Below are 19,645 nucleotides of genomic sequence, written 5' to 3'. Positions count from 1 at the left end.
TCTCGCGGGATGTGGTCGGGGTTCACCAGGTGCGGCCGTTGCCGAGCATCCGGGTCAGCCACCGGTCCAGCATGGCAGGGGAGGTGCCCGCCCATGCCAGATGGCCGTCGGGCCGCACCAGCAGCACCTTTTCCCCGTGGGTGGCTGAGGCCAGTGCAGTCGTGTGCTCTTCTCCCAGGTGGCGATGGACGACGGCCTCGACATCCGTCCGTGTGGCCGGTGCCAGCAGGGCCCATCGCCATCCGAGTTCGGCGTGCAGGCGGGTTGTGGTGCCGTCCCGTCGTGCGCACTCCAGGTCGGGGACGCGGTCACCGGTGTGCGGGTCCGGGGCCGGCAGGGCGGGAAGCGGCCGGCCGGCCAGCGGGCCGCGGCGGTAGCTGACCTTCAGCTGCGAGGACTTCTCCCAGATCAGCCGCTGGACGAGCGGCCGGTTCATCAGCGGCACGAACACGTGGTCGCGCACTGCCCGGGCCAGCGGGCTCCGGCCGACGACCATGCGGGTCATGGCGCTGGTGGACTCCAGGACTTCCTGCGCGACGGGTCGCCGCTCGGCCTGGTAGGTGTCCAGCAGCGCCTGATGGGCGCGGCCGGTGGCGACGAGGGCGAGCTTCCAGGCCAGATTCTCGGCGTCGCCCAGGCCGGTGTTCAGGCCCTGCCCCCCGAACGGGCTGTGGATGTGCGCGGCGTCCCCACCGAGCAGGATGCGCCCGTTCCGGTAGGTGGACGCCAGGCGGCGGTGGATGCGGAACGCGGAAGTCCACAGTGCCTCTCGCACCGCAGCAGCCAGACCTGCTTCGTCCCGCAACACCCCGGTCAGTGCGGTCAGCACGGCGTCGGTATCGAGATCCTCGGCGGTGTCCGCAGGCGCCGGGGCCATCAGCCGCCACAGGTCCGTGCCGGGCAGGGGAAAGACACCGACCATCCGGTCGACGTGCAGCCACACCGACACCGCGTCCCGGGGCAGCGGCAGGTCGGCCCTCACGTCCGCGAGCAGGAAACGCTCGATGACGGCCACGCCGGGGAAGTCGATGCCCGCCGTCCTGCGCACCCGGCTGTGCGCGCCGTCGCACCCCACCAGCCAGTCGGCCCGCAGCTGGCCGCCGGTGAGACGGACAGTCACACCCCCGGCGTCCTGGTCGGCGGCCAGCAGTTCCTGACCCCACTCGACCTCGCCTCCCAGCTCGGCGAGCCGGTGCCGGAGACGGGCCTCCACCTCGGCCTGCGACATGAGCAGCCCGGGCCGGGTCACCAGCTTGGTGCGCTGGCCGACCTTCAACCGGGCCACCGGCTCACCCCCGACATGGGTGATCACCTGCCGGACGGGCACCGACCGCTGCGGGAGGTCACCGAGGGCGCCGAGCCGGTCCAGGACTTCCGAGCCGCGCGGCTGCAGTCCCAGCGCCCGCGAGGTCGTCGCGGGTCCCGGGGCTCTGTCCACCACGCGGACCGGTATCCCGCCGGCCCGCAACCCGCACGCCAGGGCGAGCCCGGTGGGGCCGGCCCCCGCAACCACCACGGTCGACATGCCCGCACCACCTTTACGTTATTCACTAACTTTTGTTAGACGCTAACTCCAGTATGGCCGTGACGTCAACGCCCCCTCCCGCAGCCATCCGCTCCGTGTCCGTCGACCGGACACCCAGGGCCCGGTCCTACCGGCCCGGGTTCTACGGCTTCGCCTTCTCGTCCGCGACCGGGCATCGCCGAGGCCCTCTCCCGAGGCAAGCCCGGGGACAATCCCCGGCCTGGCGGTGGGTGTGGATGTCCGGGACGGTGCCGGCCCGGCGGCGTCAGTGGCCGTGGTGCCGTCCGTGGTCGCGGGCGAAGGCGTCGAAGATCTCTCGCGTGGTTCCCCCGGTACGCAGGAAACGCTGGTCGAGGATGATCGCGAGATCCTCCAGCGCTGCGCGGAACGCGGCGGCCGCCGGCCGGACATCGGGGTGGCGGGCCCGTACCGCGCGCTCGGCCAGGTCCTGGGCGTACGCGATGTGGCGTGCCAGGGACGTCCGGTCGTCGCCGTCGTAGAAGTAGTAGGACTCGGCGTACTGCATGAGGTCGACGGAGATCACCGCGGTCTCGGCGGCCAGGGCCTCGAGGATCGCCGCGTCCGCGTCCGCGTCCGCGTCGACCCGTGCCGCGGTGGGGTACGTACGCGAGAGGTGGGACAGGCGCAGTGCCAGTGCGCGGCGGCGGGCCAGTGCGGGGTAGATGCCGAGGGTCCACGAGACGGTTGCGGTCAGGAGGGCGAATCCCACGAGGGCCTCCAGCGGAGTGAGGATGCGCAGCCAGCCCTCGGCGGGCGCGATGTCGCCGAGGCCGAGGGTGGTGAGGTGGACCAGGGAGAGGTAGAGCGCGTCCACGAATTCGGCGTGTTCGGCGGGCCGCAGGCCTGCGGCGTAGGTGAACGCGTCGGGCATGTGCGGCCAGTAGATCAATGCCCAGCCCAGGACCACGGCCAGAGCCCAGATCCCGACCACGGCCACCATGGCGAGCGGTCCGGCGAGTCCGGCGGATCGGCGCCGTCCCGGCAGAGCGCCGGACAGCCGCCACAGGCTGGCCATCACCAGCCTGCTGAGGCCGCCGTGCCGGGTGGGGTGCCACAGCGTGTGGAACACGTCCCGCAGGGCCGCGAGCACCAGGACCGCACCCGCGACGTTGAGCAGCCAGCGCATCTGTCTCCCCGTTCCCTCCACCCGGACGTTCCCAGGTTTCCGGATGTGACGGCCGAGTGGTCACAGGCGATCCGACGGGCGTGTCCGCAGCGCCGTGGTGCGGGGGCGTCTGAAGCCCGTGCCCGGGTACGGACCGGGGTGGGCGGCCGCGCCGGCGACGGTCCGGGCGCCGGGAGCGCCGAGGTCCTGCTGACCGTGTGATATTGAGGAATGCCCGGGCGCGACCGTGGTGCGGGACTGTGACGTGGAGGCGAAGAGGCGGGCCGCCCGCACGCGCGGGATTCGGACGAGGGGCGGTGCACACGGTGGGACGGCGGTGGTGGTCGGCGCTCGGCGCGCATCCGGCCAGGGCGGTGTCCGTGGCCTTCGCGACGGCCATCGCAGCGGGTGCGCTGCTGCTGATGCTGCCGGTGGCCAGTGAGAGCGGCCAGGCCGCGGACCCGTTGACCGCGCTGTTCACGTCGACCTCGGCGGTGTGCGTGACCGGCTTGGTGGTGGTGGACACCGGCACGTACTGGAGCGGCTTCGGCGAGGCCGTGATCATGGTGCTGATCCAGGTCGGCGGCTTCGGCATCATGACGCTGGCCTCGCTGCTCGGCCTGCTGGTCTCCGGGCGGCTGCGGCTGCGCCTCCAGCTGACGGCGGTGGCGGAGACGAAGAGTCTCGGCATCGGCAATGTCCGCCGGGTGCTGCTCGGCGTCGCGGCGACCACGCTCGCGGTGGAGTTCGTGATCGGTACCGTGCTGGCGCTGCGTTTCGCCCTCGGCTACGACCAGCCGGCGTGGCAGGCGGTCTACCACGGCTACTTCCATGCGGTGTCGGCGTTCAACAACGCCGGCTTCGGCCTGCGGGTCGACAATCTGGTCGGCTTCACCGAGGACCCGTGGGTGCTGCTGCCGATCTCCGCCGCGGTGATCCTGGGCGGTATCGGCTTCCCCGTGCTGTTGGAGCTGATGCGCGGCCGCCGCCCCGCGGGCCGCCGACTGCGCAAGCCCTGGTCGCTGCACACCCGGCTGACCGTCATCACCACCGCGGTCCTGCTCGCTGCCGGCAGCGCACTGACCTGGCTGCTGGAGTGGACCAACCCCGGCACCCTCGGCCCGATGGGCTTCGGCGAGAAGATCCTCAACGGCTTCTTCCACTCCGCCATGACCCGCACGGCCGGATTCAACAGCCTCAGCATCGGCGAACTGGAGCCGTCCACCCTTCTGGCCACCTGCGTGCTGATGTTCATCGGCGGCGGCAGTGCCGGCACCGCCGGTGGCATCAAGGTCACCACCTTCGCCGTCCTGGCGGTCGCCATCCTCGCCGAGGTCCGCGGCGACCCGGCCGTCAACGTGCTCGGCCGGCGGGTGGCCGCCTCCGCGCTGCGCCAGGCACTGACCGTCGCCCTTCTCGGCGTCGGCCTGGTCATGGTCTCCACCCTGGCGCTGCTGACCCTGGTCGAGGCCCCGATGGAGGCAGTGCTGTTCGAGGCTGTCTCCGCCTTCGCCACCGTCGGCCTGTCCACCGGCATCACACCGGACCTGCCCGCTGTCGGACAGTTGATCCTCATCGCCCTGATGTTCGTCGGCCGGCTGGGGCCGGTCACCCTTGCCTCCGCCCTCGCCCTGCGAGAGCGCGCCCGCCTGTACCAGCTGCCCGAGGAGAGACCCGTCATTGGCTAGCAGTAACCGACCCAAGCTGCGTGGCCGGCGCCGGACCCTTCCCGGTGTACCGCGCCAGCCCGAGCACGGTCGTGTCGCCGTGCTCGGGCTGGGCCGATTCGGCAGCTCGCTCGCCCGCGAGCTGATGCGCCGGGGCTGGGACGTCCTCGGCATCGACTCCGACCCGCGCCGCGTGCAGAAGCTCACCGACGACCTCACCCACACCGTGCTCGCCGACTGCACCGACCCCGATGCCCTCGCCCAACTCGGCGTCAACGAGTTCTCCCGCGCCGTGGTCGGCATCGGAACCGACCTCGAGGCCAGCATTCTGGCCACTTCCAACCTCGCCGACGCCGGTGTGCCCAAGATCTGGGCCAAGGCCGTCAGCCGCCAGCACGGCCAGATCCTGCAGCGGGTCGGCGCCCACCACGTCGTCCTGCCGGAGCACGAGATGGGGGAGCGCGTCGCCCACCTGGTCACCGGCCGCATGCTCGACTTCATCGAGTTCGACGACGACTACGCCCTCATCAAGACCGTCGCCCCCGCCGTCGCCACCGGCCTCCCCCTCGGGCAGTCCCAGGTCCGCACCCGTTACGGGGTGACCGTGGTCGGCATCAAGCGCCCCGGCCAGGGCTTCACGCACGCCACCGCCGAGACCGTCGTCGAAGCCGGGGACATCATCATCGTCACCGGTCTCACCCAGGCCGTCGAAAGCTTCGCCGAACTTTCGTCGGAGTCCGGATGAAACACGTTCACGCGTCCCGAACCGCCACCAACCCACCTGGGGCGGGTGACGGGCCGACCGTTGCGGCCGCCCGAGCCGGTACACCGTAGGCCGCCGACTTCCCGTCGGCTGCCTCGGCCGTTCGTTCAGGGCTGCACAACCGTGCCGGCCATCACCCGTGCTCCCGACCGGATTTCCTGCGGCGATCCCGTAGCTCCGGACGGTAGACGGGTGGCCCGGCGAGTTGAGGAACAGGCCGCGGGTCTCAGGGCCGTCGCCTTGGCCGGGCGCCGTTGTTCACACCTCGATGACGGCCCCGAGGCGGTTTCCCCCGGAACCCGGTGTTCACGTCACCATTGTGATCCGGTAACTCTTCGCCACAAACCCCGGCCTTCAGGCCGGGGACAAGGCGATCCCTGGTCCGGAGCCGCGAAGCGGCGCAGGTCGCTGCGTTGTCAGTGAGCTGCTCTATGTTGGTGGCGGCAACCGAAGGGGGTGTTCCGCGGTGCTGTCCGGCCGCCGGTATCGGCTTGAACTCGACTCGGCGCAGGCCGAGTTATGCGAAAGATTCGGCAGCATCTGCCGCGCTGTATGGAACATTGCTCTTGAGCAGCGCCGGGAGTACCGGCGGCGCGGGGCGTGGATGAACTACGTGCCGCAGGCCGCCGAGCTGGCGGAGGCGAAGCGGGAGTTCCCGTGGCTGGCCGAGGCCCCGTCGCACGTGTTGCAACAGACCCTGCGCGACCTGGACAAGGCATGCCGGACGCATGGCACGTTCAAGGTCCGGTGGCGATCGAAGGCGCGGTGGTCTCCGTCGTTCCGGTTCCCGGCGGGAGACCTGATCGTCGTGGAGCGGGTCGGCCGCAAGTGGGGACGGGTGAAGCTGCCGAAGCTCGGCTGGGTCCGTTTCCGGTGGTCGCGCCCGCTCGACGGCGCTGTCCGCTCGGCGAGCGTCACCCGGCAGGGGCGACACTGGTTCGTGTCGTTCCTGGTGGAGGACGGCAAGAAGACCCCCGAGTGTCACGCCATGCCGAACACGGCGGTCGGTGTCGACCGTGGCGTGAAGGTCGCTGCGACCACCAGCGAGGGAGTTTTCCACGACCGGCCCTACGCCACCGTGGGCGAGACGGCCCGGCTGCGCCGCCTGCAGCAGCAGCTCGCCCGGTGCAAGCGCGGCAGCAACCGGCGCAGGGCTGTGCTGGCGAAGATCAACGCCATCACCGGTCGCGTCCGCGACCGCCGCGCGGACTTCTGCGCGCAGACCGCCCACATCCTGGCCACCCGCCATGCGGTGGTGGTGCTGGAAGACCTCCGCACGAAGAACATGACCGCTTCGGCGGCCGGCACCATCGAGCGGCCCGGCCGCAACGTCCGTGCCAAGGCCGGACTCAACCGTGCCGTCCTGGACAAGGGATGGCACATGCTCGAACTCGCGCTCCGCAACGCGGCGCGCACCACCGGCACGACGATCGTGCTGGTCGACCCGGCGTACACGTCGCAGACCTGCCACGCCTGCACGCATGTGGACCCGAAGAACCGCGAGAGCCAAGCGGTCTTCGCGTGCACCGCCTGCGGGCACAAGGATCACGCCGACGTGAACGCCGCGAAGAACATCCTCAACGCCGCAGGGCATGCGGTGTCAGGGCGTGGAGACCTCGGGGTTGCCCGGTCTGTGAAGCGTCAACCACCGGCAACGCGCACACGCACGGGGCGAAGTCTCCGCGCGGCACGCGCGGCCGGAATCCCCGCGCTTTAGCTCGGGGAGGAAGTCAAGAAGTGTTGCATGAGGCGGGCAGAGGTTACGGTGCCGAGAAGCGTCACCCGAGTGCCGTCGCGTTCGATGACGGCGACAAGGGGACTGCGGGCGCGGGCCATCAGGGCCGCTATCTCCATGGGGTGCGCGTCGGGCCCGAGTACGGGCACCGGGTGCAGGTGGCACGGCACCCATTCGGCCACGGAGAGCGCGACGAGGCGTTCGGCGAGTTCGCCGTCGTGCCGCTCGCCTGCGACGCCGGCGAGCAGCCGGTCTTCGGCGATGTAGTCGGGGACGAGCTGCCGGATGAGCTGGTATCCGGGCACGATGGCGTTCGGTCGGCCGTCGGAGTCGAGGACCAGCACGGCGGGCAGTGACTGTTCGGCCAGCATGCGGGCCGCGTCGGCAGCGTTGTCGTCCGTGGTCGCGAAGGGGTGGGGCTCGGCGAGATCCCGTGCGCGCATGGCCGGGCCTCCTTCAGTCTTCGCCCCCGGCGCGACCGCGCCCGGGGCCGGTCAGTTGGTGGACGTCGGGGACGCCGTCGGCGTCGTCATCGCGTATCTCGGCCTCCCACAGACCGCGGTAGATCCCGTTGCGACGCCTGATCAGGACGGCGGCCAGGGCTGCGGCGATCAGCGAGCCGAGCAGGACGGCGGCCTTGATGTGCTCGGCCCGGGCCGGGTCGGGGAAGGCGAGCTCGCCGATCAGCAGGGCCACGGTGAAGCCGATCCCGGCCAGTACCGCCAGGGCGAACACGTCCGCCCAGGCCAGGTCGGGGTTGAGTCGGGCTCGGGTGAACCGTGCCGCCAGGTAGGTGCCGGCGAAGATCCCCGCCGCTTTGCCCACCACGAGCCCCAGCACCACCGCCAACGGCTCCGGGCGGGTGAACACCTCGCCCACCGCAGCGGCCGAGACACCCACTCCGGCGGCGAACAGGGCGAACAGCGGCACCGCCACACCGGCCGAGACGGGCCGCAGCAGATGCTCGGTCCGCTCCCCGGGAGACATGTCCTCACCCTCGTCGCCGGTGGCGCGCAGGATCAGGCCCATCGCCACGCCGGCCACCGTGGCGTGCACCCCGCCGTTGTACATCAGTGCCCAGATCGCCACCCCGAGCGGCACGTACCACCACCAGCCGCGCACTCTGAACCGCTGGAGCAGGTGGAAGAGGAACAGCCCGACCAGTGCCCCGGCGAGTGCGACCGGATTCAGGTCGGCGGTGAAGAAGATCGCGATGATCAGGATCGCGCCCAGGTCGTCGACCACCGCCAGGGTCAGCAGGAACGCCCGCAGGGCCGAGGGCAGGTGGGTGGAGAGTACCGCGAGGACGGCGAGCGCGAAGGCGATGTCGGTGGCCATGGGCACCGCCCAGCCCTGCGGACTGCCGCCGCCGAGCGCGGTGGTGGCCAGGTAGAGAGCAGCCGGCACCGCCATGCCGCAGACGGCGGCGACGACGGGCAGAACCGCAGTGCGCGGGGCTCTCAGCTCGCCGACGACCAGCTCGCGCTTCAGCTCGATCCCGGCGACCAGGAAGAAGACGGCCAGCAGGCCCTCCGCGGTCCAGTGACCCACCGACAGATCCAGGCCGAGCACGGGTATCCCGAGGTGGAAATCGCGTACGCCCTCGTACGCTGTGCTCCACGGGGTGTTCGCCCACACCAGCGCCACCACGGCCGCCGCCAGCAGCACCAGTCCACCGACCGTCTCCGTGCGCAGAGCCCGGGCCACCTGCACCCGCTCCGGCCACGGCAGCAAGCCCAGGAAGACGGATCGCTCACGACGGTCGGCACGCATCCGGGACCTCCGGGACATCGACACGCGGGCACAGGGCCCCTTCGACGCCGACCAGACTTCCCGGCGCACCCCACTTCTCTTGACTATCTCTTTACACAATACCTGCTGCATCGCCCGCCGGCGTGGCCGGGCCCGTTGCCCTCCCGGCTTCCGTCCTCGCCCAAGGCCCAACGGCCTTGCGGGTCATCCTTCTTGGCACCGTGCGGGGACCGTCATGTACGTCCGGCCCGGGCCTGCCCGTCGGGGTTCATGAGGCCTTGCCGCGCCGGCGGCCGGGCTGGTCGTGGTCGCCGCTACCGCCCTCAGGAGGACCGGTGGCGCGAGGCAGGGGCGCGCTTCCCGCGGCGGCGCAGCCACCAGCGGAGGCCGGGCAGGACGGCGGCCCAGGTGAGGAGCACGACGGGTGGGCCGCCCCAGGTGGCGCCCAGGAAGCCGGCAGGGAGCACCCAGGCGGCAGCGGCCATGGCGGCTTTGCCCCGGTAGGCCAGGACGGGCGGCAGTCCGGTGCCGATCGGGCGTGGTCGGCGGCACAGGACGGCGGCGTGCAGGGTGTACGAGCCCAGGGTGAGCAGGATCAGGGAGAGACCGGTGACCAGTTCGGGTTCGTCGACGGGGGTGTCGGTGCTGTGCTGGGCGGTCCCGGCGCGGCTGGCCGTAACGGTGTAGGAGCGCCATTGGGTGAGCGTCACCTCGTCACCTGGCCGGAGGTGTTGAAGCAGCGGGGTGGGGCTCTGGAAGTCGATCTCGGCGGGTACCGGCGGTGGTCCTTGGAGACGGAGGGTGTACTGCTGCTGTTTGGGGCGGGTGTCGACCACGGTGCCGCGGACCCGGGCGTGCAGGGTGTGCAGGCAGTCGGCCTGGGGCGCGGCGTCGGCGGGGCAGGGCCGGGCGGCGCGGAAGGCGCGCTCCCGAGCGAGGGTTTCCGGTAGGAAGCCGGCGGTGAGGACGCTGCCGCCGAGCATGGCCAGGCCCAGCAGAGCAGCGCCGAGGGTCCAGGTGTGGTGCCACCACTGACGCAGCCGAGTGCCCGCGGACCGAGGCAGGGTCTCGTGATGCACAGGAGGTCCTTTCGAACGGGGAGGCGGGCGTGCGTTCCCGCTGGATGTCTTCGGCCGCAGGTCTTGTGCGGTCATTCGTCCGGTCCGCGCACGGGGCCGGGCACGGGGGGCTGCTGGGTCGTCCAGGAGAACACCGCGGCACCGACGGGGGTGCCCACCAGGAAGCCGATGAGGTGGCCCAGCTCCTCCGCGTCATACCGGCCGGGAAGAAGCAGCTCTGTCACTGTGCTTGTGAGCACGCCGCTTGCCACCAGCACGGCCAGGGCGAGGACGGCAGCCGGCCTGCGCCGCGGCGGGGCCGCTCGGTAAAGCTCGGCGCTCGGGTGGCCGCCGAACATCACGGTCGTCATGGCGGCCGGGGTATATCCGGGCCACAGCCCGAAGGGCCACGCTGCCAGGGCGATCACGGCCCACAGGGAAAGTGCGATGCCCTGCAGGATGATCGTGGACAGCACCAGGCTTCCGGTGCTGTGATCTTTCGGGCTGCCCGCTTCCCTCATGGTCACCGCGGGGCGGGAATGGTGTCGCCGGTCGTTGCGCATACGGCTTCGCTTTCGACTGGAGTAGGCGGGATCTGGGGCTGATGAGGGAGCCGGCCCTGTGGGAAGGCATGGGCGCGCCAGCGGTCCGGGAGAACGGCTCGGGCCGCCATCACGAGTCCGATGCCCAGGGGGAATCCGACGCCGAAGACCGTCAGGTCCTCCAGCCATCCCAGGTCGTGGTCTTCGGCCCACGGACGGAGGAAGGCCGCGCCGAGGGCGGTAATGAAGAGGCCGAGGCTGGCAAGGGCATAGCGGGGTCGGGTGGGCATCGGGCAGCTCCGGGAAGGGCTGGCAGGACAGGCCGGTGAACCTGCCGGTGAGGGTTGCAGGGATGCGGGTCGGGGATGGGCGGTGGATGCTCCGGACGTGGTGCCACTGCGGTGTGCTCGCGGTCCGGCGCGGGGCGATGCTGTAGATGGAGGGGTCTTCCCGAAGATCGTGGCAAGCCCGTCATGCTCTGACGTTGAGTTCGCGGTCCTTGTGCGGGGCAGATGGGCATCAGGGGGTCGGGTACGCGGCGGATCGGCTGGTGAGGCGGGCCAGGCGGCGGGCCGGGGCGGGCAGGCTCACCCGTTCGGCCTGCAGCAGGCGGGTGGCGGGGGCCTGGTTTGCGGGGCCGAGGGCCGCCTGGGCACACAGCAGCCCCGGCAGGTCGATGTCGCACAGCAGTTGTACGGCCTCGGTGTCCAAGTGGTAGGCGCGGCGCCGTTCCCGTACGGCGGAGAGCCCCTGGTACACGACGCTTGCCGGGCCTGCCAGGCTCAGCGCGGCACGGGCCGAGGACTGCGCCGGAGCGGGAAGCAGATGAAGGTCGAACAGGTCGCCGGCCACCACGACGGCGCCTGCGACGAACAGCAGGGCCACGATCAGGACGCCGGCGATGTTCGTCCAATGGTGCGCCGGCTTGCGCGGCCGGGCGGCTCGGATCGCTGCGATCTCCCGGGCGAGCAGGAAGCCCTGGGTGTGGGTGTCGGCGGTCGGCACGCCCTGACGCACGAACAACCGCCAGGTGCCATCGGCGGCGCGGTGGGCGCGAACGGGCTGCGGCCGGCCGGGCCCGACGGGGGCGATGGCCGGGACCGGTATTCCGGCAGCGTGGGCACAGGCGTGCACCAGATGCCCGGTGGGAGGTGTCATTGCGGCTGTCCGTCCGGAAGGTGGAGGCCCCGACGGGCGGTGGAGAGGTGGGGCCTGACCGGACCGTGTATGGGCAGACCGTGCGTGACCGTCCCGGAGTGCGCCCTTGTGGGCCACGGCACGGTCAAGCCAGGGCGAAGTAGCGGATCCACAGGTAGAGGGCGGAGATGGCGATGGTGACGGCGGTGACGGGGATGCCGTAGCGGGTGAAGGTCCAGAAGGAGATGGGTTGGCGGTTGCGTTCGGCGATGCCGAGGACGACGACGTTGGCGGAGGCGCCGATCGCGGTGGCGTTGCCGCCGAGGTCGGCGCCGAGCGCGAGGGCCCACCACAGGACCTGGCCGTGGGGTTCGCCGACGGTATGGACGAGGTCGGCGGTGATGGGGGCCATGGTGGCGACGTAGGGGATGTTGTCGACGATCGCCGACAGCACGGTGGAAGCGCCGAGCATGGTCATGGTGGCGGCGAGCGGGTTGCCGCCGGTGGCGTCGGCGAGCGCCTGGGAGACGGTTTCGATGACACCGGTCTCGATGAGGGCGCCGACCATGACGAACAGGCCGGCGAAGAAGGCGAGGGTGGGCCATTCGACGTCGGCGAGGGCGTCCTTGGCCTCGACCTTGGAGACGGCGACGAGCAGGCCGGCGCCGAGCAGGGCGACCACGGACGGGGCGTAGTGCACGACGGGGTGGAGGACGAACCCGGCGACGACCAGGGCGAGGACGGCGAGGCCTTGGGCGAGCAGGCGCGGGTCGCGGATCGCCTCGCGTTCGTCGAGGGCCATGACCTCGGCCGCGCGGTCCTCGTCGTAGCGGAAGGCGTCGCGGAACAGGAACCGGCACATCGCCAGCAGCACGACGGTCAGCAGGGCTGCGAGCGGGGCGAGGTGGACCAGGAAGTCGTTGAAGGTGAGGCCGGCGCGGCTGGCGATGATGATGTTCGGCGGGTCGCCGACGAGGGTGGCGGTGCCGCCGATGTTGGAGGCGAACACCTCGGCGATCAGGAACGGGGCGGCCTTGAGCGCGAGCCGGTCGCAGACCAGCAGGGTGACCGGGGCGACCAGCAGCACGGTGGTGACGTTGTCGAGCAGGGCGGAGGCGACCGCGGTGATGACCACCAGCATCGCCATCACCCGGAACGGCTTCGCGCGGGCCCGTTTGACGGACCAGATTGCCAGGTACTCGAAGACGCCGGTGCGGCGGAGCACGCCGACGATCATCATCATGCCGAGCAGCAGGAAGACGACGTTCCAGTCGATGCCGGTGTCGGTGGAGAAGAACGCGGCCTCGTCGTCGGTCGCGCCGATGGCCAGCATGAGGGCGGCGCCGCCGAGGGCGGCGGCGACCCGATGGACCCACTCGGTGACGATCAGGACGTAGACGGCGGCGAAGACCGCCAGGGCCGCCCAGGCCTGCCAGTTGCTCATCGGGCGGCCTCCAGCAGGTGCTGGAGGAGGTTGGCAGCAGTGATTGCGCCGAGCAGGCGGGGTGTGCCCGCCGTACGGCGGTCGCGGGGGCGTTCCAGGACGGCGACCAGCGGGGTGCGGCTGCTCGCCATCAGGGCGGCGACCTCGACGGTGGTGTCGTCCGCATCGGCGAGAACCGGGAGCGGGACGTCCTTGGGCAGGCACTCGCGCACCCGCAGGCCCTCCAGTGCCGCGCACATCCGGTCGGCGTGCGCCTCGTCGATCACCGCCGCCAGCGACGGGTCCTCCAGTACGTAGCCCGGGACGAGCAGGCGCACCAGTTGCGAGGCGGGCAGTACGGCCTTCGGCAGGCCGTCGCCGTCGACGACCAGCACCCCGGGCAGGCGGCGCTCGGCCAGCAGCCGGGCCGCATCCAGAGCCTGGTCGTCCAGGGCGATGGTCGGGTAGGGCTCTGCGAGGTCGCGGGCACGCAACGGAGGTCTCCTCGGTCGTGGGGAAGGGGCGGCTCGCCGGGCTTTGTCGGACGACCGGCAAGGTTGGTGGTTCAGTTGTCGGCGAGGGCTGCGGGAGTGCCGACCGGCGGGACCGCAGCACGGTCGGCGTCTGCTCCGTCGCAAACCGGCGCGGGAACGTTCCCGGCGGTGGCGGCGGCCGGCTCGTCGATGTGGAAGAGGCGGGCGACGGGCACGTCCGAGCTGGAGTGCACCACGATCGAGACGGCGATGCACACCGCGATCAGGGTGTACGCCTGCTCGCCCTGCGGGATGCCGGCCTGCAGCACCAGCAGCCCGTATACCACGGACGCGAAGCCCTTCGGGCCGAACCACGCGGCGACCAGCTGCTCGCGCCGGTCGATCCGGGAGCGCACCAGGGACAGCAACAGGGAAGCGGGCCGGATCAGGACGATCGCCAGCACCACCGCCGCGTACCCGCCGACGGACAGGTCACCGAACAGCTGCGGGGTGAGCAGCGCGCCGAAGACCAGCAGCGCGGCGAACTTGGCGAGTTCCGCGAGCGCCTCGCCGAGCGGCTCGAAGGCCCGCTTCGGCTCGGGGGCGACCGCGGCCAGGACGGCGCCGGCGGAGAACGCCGCCAGGTAGGGGTTGGCACCGGTGAGGTGGCAGGCGGCGTACAGGACGGTCCCGGCGGCGAGCGGCAGCAGCGGCTGCAGCTTCGCCTCCGCGCCCAGACCCGGCAGCCGCAGCAGCAGGTTCAGGAGCAGCGGGACGGCCAGGCCCAGCAGCAGGCCGCCGGCCAGCTCGGCACCGATCACCGGGAGGGAGGACTCGGTGCCGGCGGCGGTCGGCCCGGCGGCGGCGATCAGGACCAGCACGACGGGCAGCGCCAGGCCGTCGTTGAGTCCGGACTCGACGTTCAGCAGCTGCCGCAGCCGGGCCGGAACCTCCTTGCGGCCCACGATCGCCGAGGCGAAGACCGGGTCGGTGGGGGCGAGGACGGCGCCGACGAGGAACGAGGTCGTCCAGTCGAGGCCGACCAGGTAGTGGGTGACCACGGCCATGCCGGCGAACGCCAGCGGCATGCCCAGCCCGAGGGCCCGCGCCGGGTGACGCCAGGCGGCCCGCAGTGCGGGGAAGGCCAGGTGCATGCCGTCGGTGAACAGCACGGTGAACAGGGCGAGGTCGGCCGTGGCGGTCACGATCGGGTCGTGGGCGTCGATGTGGACCAGGCCGAGGAAGCCGTCGCCGGCCAGCGCCCCTGCGGCCAGGAACAGCAGCGACGTGGACAGCACGGTGCGGGCGGCCAGACCCGACAACAGGACCGCGACCAGCAACGAGGCCCCGAAAACAGCAACGAGCACCATGGAAACCCCCGGCGACGAAGAGAAATGTCCCTTGTTCGCCGACCAGGCTTCCCGGCACTCCGCCACCGACTTTATACGACGTTTACGGTCTCTTGACAGTCCCTGGCGGGTCGACCACCGAGGGGGCTTCTCCCCGTACGGACGCACAGGGCAGACTCCGGCGCCGTCTACCGCTACGATCGGCGCAGGTGAGCCGGGAAGTCTGGTCGGCACGTGACCCTCCCCTTCCCAGGAGCCGCCCCGTGCACCAGCACCACCACCCCGCCCGCACCGCCCCGGTGACGGTGCACCGGTGAACCTCCAGTGGATCCTCCTGGCCTCGGCCACCGTCCTGTTCCTGCTTCCGGGCCTCGTCCTGACCGCAGGCCGGGCGCCTCGCCGCCTGCGCCGGCGGCTGGAGCCCGTCCGCGCCCGCGGCTGGTTCCTGCTCGCGTCCTACCTCGCCATGGCGCTCAACGCGATCCCCCGCGCGACCGGCGCCGCACCCGGCATCGTGCTGCTGTGCACCGCGGCAGCCGGCCCCTGCATGCTCGCGGGCCTGATCGTCCTGTTCATTGCCGACAGTCGACGGAAGAAGACCCAGGCCGGGGCCGACCCGAATCCGGCCGCGCGATGAGGACCCGCACCGAGAAGGCCGCGTTCGCTGTCGCGTTCGGCGCCGTCACCCTCACCACGACGTGGATCGGCGTCCGCTACGCCGACGACCGCCGGTTCCAGTACGCCGTGCTGATCGCCATCCCGTTCGCCCTGCGACAGGCCGCCCTGGAGATCCGGATCACCTTGCAGCAACTGTGGCGGCGCTTCAGCCTCGCCGCCCGCCGACGGCCCGTCGTCGTCAAACTCCGCGGCAGCCTGGACGCCCGCACCGCCGACCGTACCGCCCGCTACCTCGACACCGCACTCAAGGCTGCCACCGCCAGCGGCCTGACCATCGACCTCACCCGCGTCATCAACGTCTCCCGCGCCGGCACCGCCCCTCTGATCGCCACCGCCCGCAAAGCCACCCGTGACCACGTGCCCGTCACCGTCCGCGGGGCTGGCCCTGCCGTCCGCCAGGCACTCCACGACGCTGGCCTCGACCACCTCGTCACCCACCTGAGCAACAACATCCAGCCATAAGACGAAAGGCTGGGGCCGGTGTACGGATGAGGGTGGCCGAGAGCACCCCTGCCGTGTCGGTGACTGGGCGATCTCTCGCGTGGTTGACGCACACTCACGCTTCCGGTTCGGTTCACGTCACCGTCGTCGCCGATCGCTGGGGTACCACCGATCTGGTTGCAGGCCTCGGACTGGCCCGGCCGGACCGCCCGTCCCAGGTGGCCGGGCAGGATGCGACCCGGATCGTCGCTCGCAGCTCCTTCCTCATTAACAACTGGCTTGAGGCGGCGATCCTCGCCGTCAACCAGAACGGGTGACCGTCCGCTCTGCGCCATCCGTTTCGGGCAGTGACCGTCCTTTCGGCACCTACCCGGGCAGCCCAATTCGCCGCGCCCTCCGGACGCTGGGAGATGAGGGCTACTCGAAGGTATTTGTGAACCAGTTGCCGCTCGACATTCCTCGAGCACTGCCCACACCTGGGTCTGCTTCCCGGCTGCGTTGCGGTAGCGGATCCTGTACTCGTGGGGGCACCTGGTCCATCGGGATTCCGGGTGCTCGCAGTTCTTGAAGAAGGTACCCATGCCGCGGGTGGTGCCCGTGGCTGCCATGGTCGGTGTGACTCCCGAGTGCATTGCTGACGGTTTGCTGACTCGGGATGGTCGATCAAGCCCCTGAGCTGGGACGAAACGCCAGCCACGTGGTATGTGGTGGAACTTCGTCGGCCGCACCGCCGAGGAGATCGCCGAGGCCCGCGAGGTCTGGCAGGCCGGCACCCGGTTCGGCGAGGTGCACGGCTACGCCGGTGACCGCCTGCAGGCCCCGGAGTTGCCCCCGCTTCGCTGAAACCGCGGAGGCGCGAGCGATGACCTGGGGAAATGGCGTCCGAGGTGCGAGTGGAGGACATCATCGACCGAACTGTTCGAGGCGTCTCTCCCGGCGGGAGCCGAGGGACAGCTCGGCCTGTTCCGTGCGAGCCGGGCCCGGGAACTACTTGATCTTCGCCTGGCTGTGCCATCTCATGACATTGGTTCCTCGCGGTCAGGCTCGGCGGCGTAGGACGCGAGGCGATCGGCGAGCGCGATGACGAGGTCGCGCAGTTCATCGGGGCGCTCGATGACGAACGGCCGGTCGAGTGAGGCGAGTACCGGAGGCAACCAGTCGAGCCGCTCCGCCCGCAGCTCGACGCGCAGCCAGCGCTCGGTCGCCCGGTCCTCGCCTGCCACGGGCGCGTACTCCTCCAGGTTCGCGATGCTGGCGGGCAGGTGGGCGCGGATCTGCTCGACCGTCCCGTGGATCCGCAGGGTCACCTCGTGCCGGTACTCGGCCGTGGCGAATCCTGACAACACGCGCTGTGCCGGATCGGGACCCACGGGCGCTTCGAATGAGCCGGGCAGGGTCCGCGCGTCTGCGATGCGATCGAGCCGGAAGGTTCGGTCCGCGTCGATCCGGGCGTCCTTGCCCGTGACGTACCACCGGCCCGCATGGGCGACGATCCCGTACGCGTGCAGCGTGCGTTCGCTGCGCCGTCCGTCGCGGTCGGTGTAGCGGATCGAGACCGGTCGGTGGTGGCGCACCGCATCGGCGACGGTGAGCAGGACCTCGGCGTCCGGGGTGTCGAAATCATCGGGCTGATCCGTGAAGGCGAGAGCCTCCATGAGCGTGTCGAGCCGGCGGGCGATGCGCTGGGGCAGCACTCGCCTGATCTTCGCCGATGCCGTCTCGCTCGCCGTGCGCTCCGTCGTCGTCAACCCTGCTCGGCGACCGGCGACCAGGCCGAGCAGCACGGCCAGCGCCTCGTCGTCGCCGAGCATGAGCGGAGGCAAGCGGTACCCGGGGGCGAGCCGGTACCCGCCGTAGCGGCCGCGCACCGATTCCACGGGCACGTCCAGGTCGATCAGCTGGTCCACGTACCGCCGCACGGTGCGCCCTTCGACGCCGAGCCGGTCGGCGAGTTCGGCCACCGTCCGGGTGCCGCCCGACTGCAGCAGCTCCAGGAGTGTCAGCACGCGGCCGGTGGGTCGAGACATGTCCGCAGCCTAACGCGAATACAGGACCGATTCTGTCCACTATTTCTCCTAGCCTGCGACGTGCACGCCTTCAGCACAGCCAAGGAGATCCCCATGGACTTCGTCTCGATCCGCATCATCACCAGCGACGTAGCGCGCCTCGTCGAGTTCTACGAGCGGGCCACAGGGGCGCGGGCGACGTGGGCCACCGAGGACTTCGCCGAACTCAAGACCTCGGGCGCCACCCTCGCGATCGCCGGCACCCGCACCGTCCCGCTGTTCGCCCCGGGCTCTGCCCGCCCGGCGGACAACCACAGCGTGATCACCGAGTTCCTCGTCGACGACGTGGACCGCGTTCACCAGAACCTGACCGGCTTCGTCACCGACTTCGTCACCGAGCCCACCACGATGCCCTGGGGCAACCGGTCGCTGCTGTTCCGCGACCCCGACGGCAACCTCGTCAACTTCTTCACCCCGGTCACCCCGGCGGCCATCGAGAAGTTCGCACGCTGACGCCACGCACAGCCGCTCATGCGGGAGCCCTGAGATCCCGGGGCTCCCGGTGAACGCGGCCGCCGAGTCCAGGAACGCCACCAGAAGGGGACATCGGAACGCACCGCTGACCCCGAAGGACGTCTGCGCTGCGCTTGTGCCTGCGGGTCGACGCCGGACGTCCGAGTCCCGGCCGGGCCTGCCCACCGTCTCGGCGGCCATGGCCCGCTGACTCGAAGGGCTGTGAACCAGGCCGATGCCCGGGGCGCGGTCCGCGGCTGCCTCCGCTTCGTGGCGTGCCGGGCGAAAGCACATGAAGGCGACGAAGCCTGCGAAGACGAACCACTCCGGCGACGGCGTGCACCGGCTGACCGGGCAGGCAGATCCATCGGATTCCCTGTTGGTTCGTCGCCGTGTCACTGACCGACAAGGCCATCGCCCGGATTCGCCGGCCGATCCAGGACGCTGAGCTGCTCCCGGGGACCAAACTGCCCCCCGGAGCAGCTCGCGGCCGAACTCGGGCTCTCGCGGAACCCGATGCGGGAGGCGGTCAAGGCACTCGTCGTCGCCCGGGTCCTGAGATCCGGCGGGGCGACGGCACCCATGTCACCAGCCTGGTGCCGGGCCTGCTGCTGGAGGGCCTCGGCGGCGCGGTCGACCTGCTCCAGGCGACACGGTCCTCGAACTCACCGAGGTGCGCAGGCTCTTCGAGCCGGTCGCGACCGCGCCGGCCGCGACCCGGATCACCGACGCTGACCTCGCCGAGGTGGAACGGCGCCTGGAGGCGATGCGCGCGGCACGGGACGACGTCGAGCTGCTGAACCGGCACGACGCGGCCTTCCACCGGGCGGTCGGCCGCGCCACCGGCAACGAGACCCTGGCCGGCGTGCCGCCGCTGTGGAACCAGTTCCTCAACGGCGCGATCATCATCGTCGGGCTGATCATCTCCCGCTTCGCTTCCGGCGAGAAGCAGGACTGAGACCTCCGCCTAACGTTCCGGCACCCGGTCGGGCCAGAGGAGGAGGACGGGGCAGGGGGCGTGGTCGAGCACGTAGCGGGCGGCGGGGCCGAGGCTGTGCGGTCCGCGGTGGGTGCGGGAGCCGTCGCGGGCGAGGACGAGCAGGTCGGCGCCCTCCGCGGCGGCGACCACCTCCCGTTCGACCCGGCCGTGGGCCACCCGGACCGTGCACGGCCGGGCCAGGCGTTCGGCGGCGGCCCGCAGCAGGTCCTCGCCGGTCGCGGACGCGAGTTCCTCCATCCGGTCGCCGGGATCGCTGCCCCAGCCGGCGCCCGGGTGCCGAGGGCCGGGGTGGCCGCGGCCGAGCAGCCCGGCGAACGCCCCGTGCGCGGCGCCCGGGGCCTCCGCGCCCGCGACGTACAGCAGGACGATCTCCGCGTCCTGCGGGACGCGGGTGCGGGCCGCGTCGACGCAGGCCGGCCAGGTGCCCTCGGTGATCCACACGACGACCGTCACGGTG

19 protein-coding genes and 4 pseudogenes are annotated in these 19,645 nt (G+C 71.3%); 10 read left to right on the top strand and 13 right to left on the bottom strand.

Features of this window, described 5'->3' with window-relative positions:
- Positions 1–22: 22 nt before the first annotated feature.
- Both AB0M03_RS27160 and AB0M03_RS27155 read right to left on the bottom strand, forming a co-directional pair.
- The gene (locus tag AB0M03_RS27160) at positions 23–1,525 is read right to left on the bottom strand and encodes an FAD-dependent monooxygenase (protein WP_363495325.1); all 1,503 of its coding nucleotides are present in this window, start codon (positions 1,523–1,525) and stop codon (positions 23–25) included.
- Between the two features lie 265 nt (positions 1,526–1,790).
- Positions 1,791–2,672: a potassium channel family protein gene (locus AB0M03_RS27155; RefSeq protein ID WP_363495322.1), complete on the bottom strand. Its 882-nt coding sequence runs from the start codon at positions 2,670–2,672 to the stop codon at positions 1,791–1,793.
- Between the two features lie 359 nt (positions 2,673–3,031).
- Between AB0M03_RS27155 and AB0M03_RS27150 the strand changes: the two genes are divergently transcribed.
- The 3 genes from AB0M03_RS27150 (at position 3,032) to AB0M03_RS27140 (ending at position 6,798) form a co-directional block, all read left to right on the top strand.
- Positions 3,032–4,339: a potassium transporter TrkG gene (locus tag AB0M03_RS27150; RefSeq protein ID WP_363495319.1), complete on the top strand. Its 1,308-nt coding sequence runs from the start codon at positions 3,032–3,034 to the stop codon at positions 4,337–4,339.
- Positions 4,332–5,063, top strand: a complete 732-nt coding sequence (locus tag AB0M03_RS27145; protein ID WP_363495316.1) for a TrkA family potassium uptake protein — start codon at positions 4,332–4,334, stop codon at positions 5,061–5,063. Before AB0M03_RS27150 ends, AB0M03_RS27145 begins: the two co-directional genes overlap by 8 nt.
- 484 nt (positions 5,064–5,547) lie before the next feature.
- Positions 5,548–6,798 (top strand): transposase, encoded by a 1,251-nt coding sequence (locus tag AB0M03_RS27140; RefSeq protein ID WP_363495313.1) that lies wholly within the window; start codon positions 5,548–5,550, stop codon positions 6,796–6,798.
- On the opposite strand, the gene AB0M03_RS27135 is transcribed toward AB0M03_RS27140, so the two are convergent.
- From AB0M03_RS27135 to AB0M03_RS27100, 8 genes are all read right to left on the bottom strand, one after another.
- Positions 6,795–7,259: a CBS domain-containing protein gene (locus tag AB0M03_RS27135; protein ID WP_363495311.1), complete on the bottom strand. Its 465-nt coding sequence runs from the start codon at positions 7,257–7,259 to the stop codon at positions 6,795–6,797. The two genes, AB0M03_RS27140 and AB0M03_RS27135, sit on opposite strands and share 4 nt — an antisense overlap.
- Before the next feature lie 13 nt (positions 7,260–7,272).
- Positions 7,273–8,589: a Na+/H+ antiporter NhaA gene (gene nhaA, locus AB0M03_RS27130; protein WP_363495308.1), complete on the bottom strand. Its 1,317-nt coding sequence runs from the start codon at positions 8,587–8,589 to the stop codon at positions 7,273–7,275.
- Between the two features lie 302 nt (positions 8,590–8,891).
- Positions 8,892–9,647, bottom strand: a complete 756-nt coding sequence (locus AB0M03_RS27125; RefSeq protein WP_363495305.1) for a hypothetical protein — start codon at positions 9,645–9,647, stop codon at positions 8,892–8,894.
- A gap of 71 nt (positions 9,648–9,718) precedes the next feature.
- Positions 9,719–10,189, bottom strand: a complete 471-nt coding sequence (locus tag AB0M03_RS27120; protein WP_363495302.1) for a hypothetical protein — start codon at positions 10,187–10,189, stop codon at positions 9,719–9,721.
- Positions 10,190–10,687: 498 nt separating this feature from the next.
- Positions 10,688–11,191 (bottom strand): hypothetical protein, encoded by a 504-nt coding sequence (locus AB0M03_RS27115; RefSeq protein WP_363495299.1) that lies wholly within the window; start codon positions 11,189–11,191, stop codon positions 10,688–10,690.
- Between the two features lie 259 nt (positions 11,192–11,450).
- Positions 11,451–12,749, bottom strand: coding sequence for an ArsB/NhaD family transporter (locus AB0M03_RS27110; RefSeq protein WP_363495296.1), 1,299 nt, complete (start codon positions 12,747–12,749; stop codon positions 11,451–11,453).
- Entirely contained in the window at positions 12,746–13,222 is a 477-nt protein-coding gene (locus AB0M03_RS27105) for a CBS domain-containing protein (protein ID WP_363495293.1), read from the bottom strand. The genes AB0M03_RS27110 and AB0M03_RS27105 overlap by 4 nt, the downstream gene beginning before the upstream one ends.
- Positions 13,223–13,293: 71 nt before the next feature.
- A complete protein-coding gene (locus AB0M03_RS27100; RefSeq protein WP_363495290.1) occupies positions 13,294–14,571 on the bottom strand; it encodes a cation:proton antiporter in 1,278 nt (425 codons plus the stop codon).
- A 292-nt stretch (positions 14,572–14,863) separates the two neighbouring features.
- Here AB0M03_RS27100 and AB0M03_RS27095 point away from each other — a divergent pair, with 292 nt between their 5' ends.
- From AB0M03_RS27095 to AB0M03_RS27080, 4 genes and pseudogenes are all read left to right on the top strand, one after another.
- A complete protein-coding gene (locus AB0M03_RS27095; protein ID WP_363495287.1) occupies positions 14,864–15,187 on the top strand; it encodes a hypothetical protein in 324 nt (107 codons plus the stop codon).
- Complete coding sequence (locus tag AB0M03_RS27090; protein ID WP_363495284.1) at positions 15,184–15,690, top strand: STAS domain-containing protein; 507 nt, start codon at positions 15,184–15,186, stop codon at positions 15,688–15,690. Before AB0M03_RS27095 ends, AB0M03_RS27090 begins: the two co-directional genes overlap by 4 nt.
- Positions 15,691–15,722: 32 nt before the next feature.
- Positions 15,723–15,986 carry a hypothetical protein gene (locus AB0M03_RS27085; RefSeq protein ID WP_363495282.1) on the top strand — a complete coding sequence of 88 codons (264 nt, stop codon included), beginning with the start codon at positions 15,723–15,725 and terminating at the stop codon, positions 15,984–15,986.
- A 385-nt stretch (positions 15,987–16,371) separates the two neighbouring features.
- Positions 16,372–16,535: pseudogene (locus AB0M03_RS27080) on the top strand (pirin family protein); the annotation flags it as partial.
- A gap of 150 nt (positions 16,536–16,685) precedes the next feature.
- Here AB0M03_RS27080 and AB0M03_RS27075 read toward each other — a convergent pair.
- Complete coding sequence (locus tag AB0M03_RS27075; RefSeq protein WP_363495279.1) at positions 16,686–17,696, bottom strand: YafY family protein; 1,011 nt, start codon at positions 17,694–17,696, stop codon at positions 16,686–16,688.
- Positions 17,697–17,789: 93 nt separating this feature from the next.
- On the opposite strand from AB0M03_RS27075, the gene AB0M03_RS27070 reads away from it, so the two are divergent.
- Positions 17,790–18,188: a VOC family protein gene (locus AB0M03_RS27070; protein WP_363495276.1), complete on the top strand. Its 399-nt coding sequence runs from the start codon at positions 17,790–17,792 to the stop codon at positions 18,186–18,188.
- A 234-nt stretch (positions 18,189–18,422) separates the two neighbouring features.
- On the opposite strand, the pseudogene AB0M03_RS27065 reads toward AB0M03_RS27070, so the two are convergent.
- Positions 18,423–18,521 (bottom strand): annotated as a pseudogene (locus AB0M03_RS27065) (SURF1 family protein); the annotation flags it as partial.
- Positions 18,522–18,580: 59 nt separating this feature from the next.
- On the opposite strand from AB0M03_RS27065, the pseudogene AB0M03_RS27060 reads away from it, so the two are divergent.
- Positions 18,581–19,047: pseudogene (locus AB0M03_RS27060) on the top strand (GntR family transcriptional regulator); the annotation flags it as partial.
- Positions 19,042–19,146: pseudogene (locus AB0M03_RS27055) on the top strand (ABC transporter permease); the annotation flags it as partial. The pseudogenes AB0M03_RS27060 and AB0M03_RS27055, both read left to right, overlap by 6 nt.
- Positions 19,147–19,155: 9 nt before the next feature.
- Here the strand turns inward: AB0M03_RS27055 and AB0M03_RS27050 are convergent.
- Positions 19,156–19,641 (bottom strand): universal stress protein, encoded by a 486-nt coding sequence (locus AB0M03_RS27050; RefSeq protein ID WP_363495273.1) that lies wholly within the window; start codon positions 19,639–19,641, stop codon positions 19,156–19,158.
- Positions 19,642–19,645: the final 4 nt, after the last annotated feature.

The organism is Kitasatospora sp. NPDC051914 (genome assembly GCF_040680995.1).
Lineage (GTDB): Bacteria > Actinomycetota > Actinomycetes > Streptomycetales > Streptomycetaceae > Kitasatospora.
This window is presented reverse-complemented; position numbering and strand designations above follow the sequence as displayed.

Excerpts from the sequence above, each read along its gene's own strand:
- AB0M03_RS27075 (WP_363495279.1), bottom strand. The coding sequence starts at position 17,696 with ATGTCTCGACCCACCGGCCGCGTGCTGACACTCCTGGAGCTGCTGCAG.
- AB0M03_RS27110 (WP_363495296.1), bottom strand. The coding sequence starts at position 12,749 with ATGAGCAACTGGCAGGCCTGGGCGGCCCTGGCGGTCTTCGCCGCCGTC.
- AB0M03_RS27100 (WP_363495290.1), bottom strand. The coding sequence starts at position 14,571 with ATGGTGCTCGTTGCTGTTTTCGGGGCCTCGTTGCTGGTCGCGGTCCTG.
- AB0M03_RS27135 (WP_363495311.1), bottom strand. The coding sequence starts at position 7,259 with ATGCGCGCACGGGATCTCGCCGAGCCCCACCCCTTCGCGACCACGGAC.
- AB0M03_RS27160 (WP_363495325.1), bottom strand. The coding sequence starts at position 1,525 with ATGTCGACCGTGGTGGTTGCGGGGGCCGGCCCCACCGGGCTCGCCCTG.
- AB0M03_RS27155 (WP_363495322.1), bottom strand. The coding sequence starts at position 2,672 with ATGCGCTGGCTGCTCAACGTCGCGGGTGCGGTCCTGGTGCTCGCGGCC.
- AB0M03_RS27090 (WP_363495284.1), top strand. The coding sequence starts at position 15,184 with ATGAGGACCCGCACCGAGAAGGCCGCGTTCGCTGTCGCGTTCGGCGCC.
- nhaA (WP_363495308.1), bottom strand. The coding sequence starts at position 8,589 with ATGCGTGCCGACCGTCGTGAGCGATCCGTCTTCCTGGGCTTGCTGCCG.
- AB0M03_RS27070 (WP_363495276.1), top strand. The coding sequence starts at position 17,790 with ATGGACTTCGTCTCGATCCGCATCATCACCAGCGACGTAGCGCGCCTC.
- AB0M03_RS27120 (WP_363495302.1), bottom strand. The coding sequence starts at position 10,189 with ATGCGCAACGACCGGCGACACCATTCCCGCCCCGCGGTGACCATGAGG.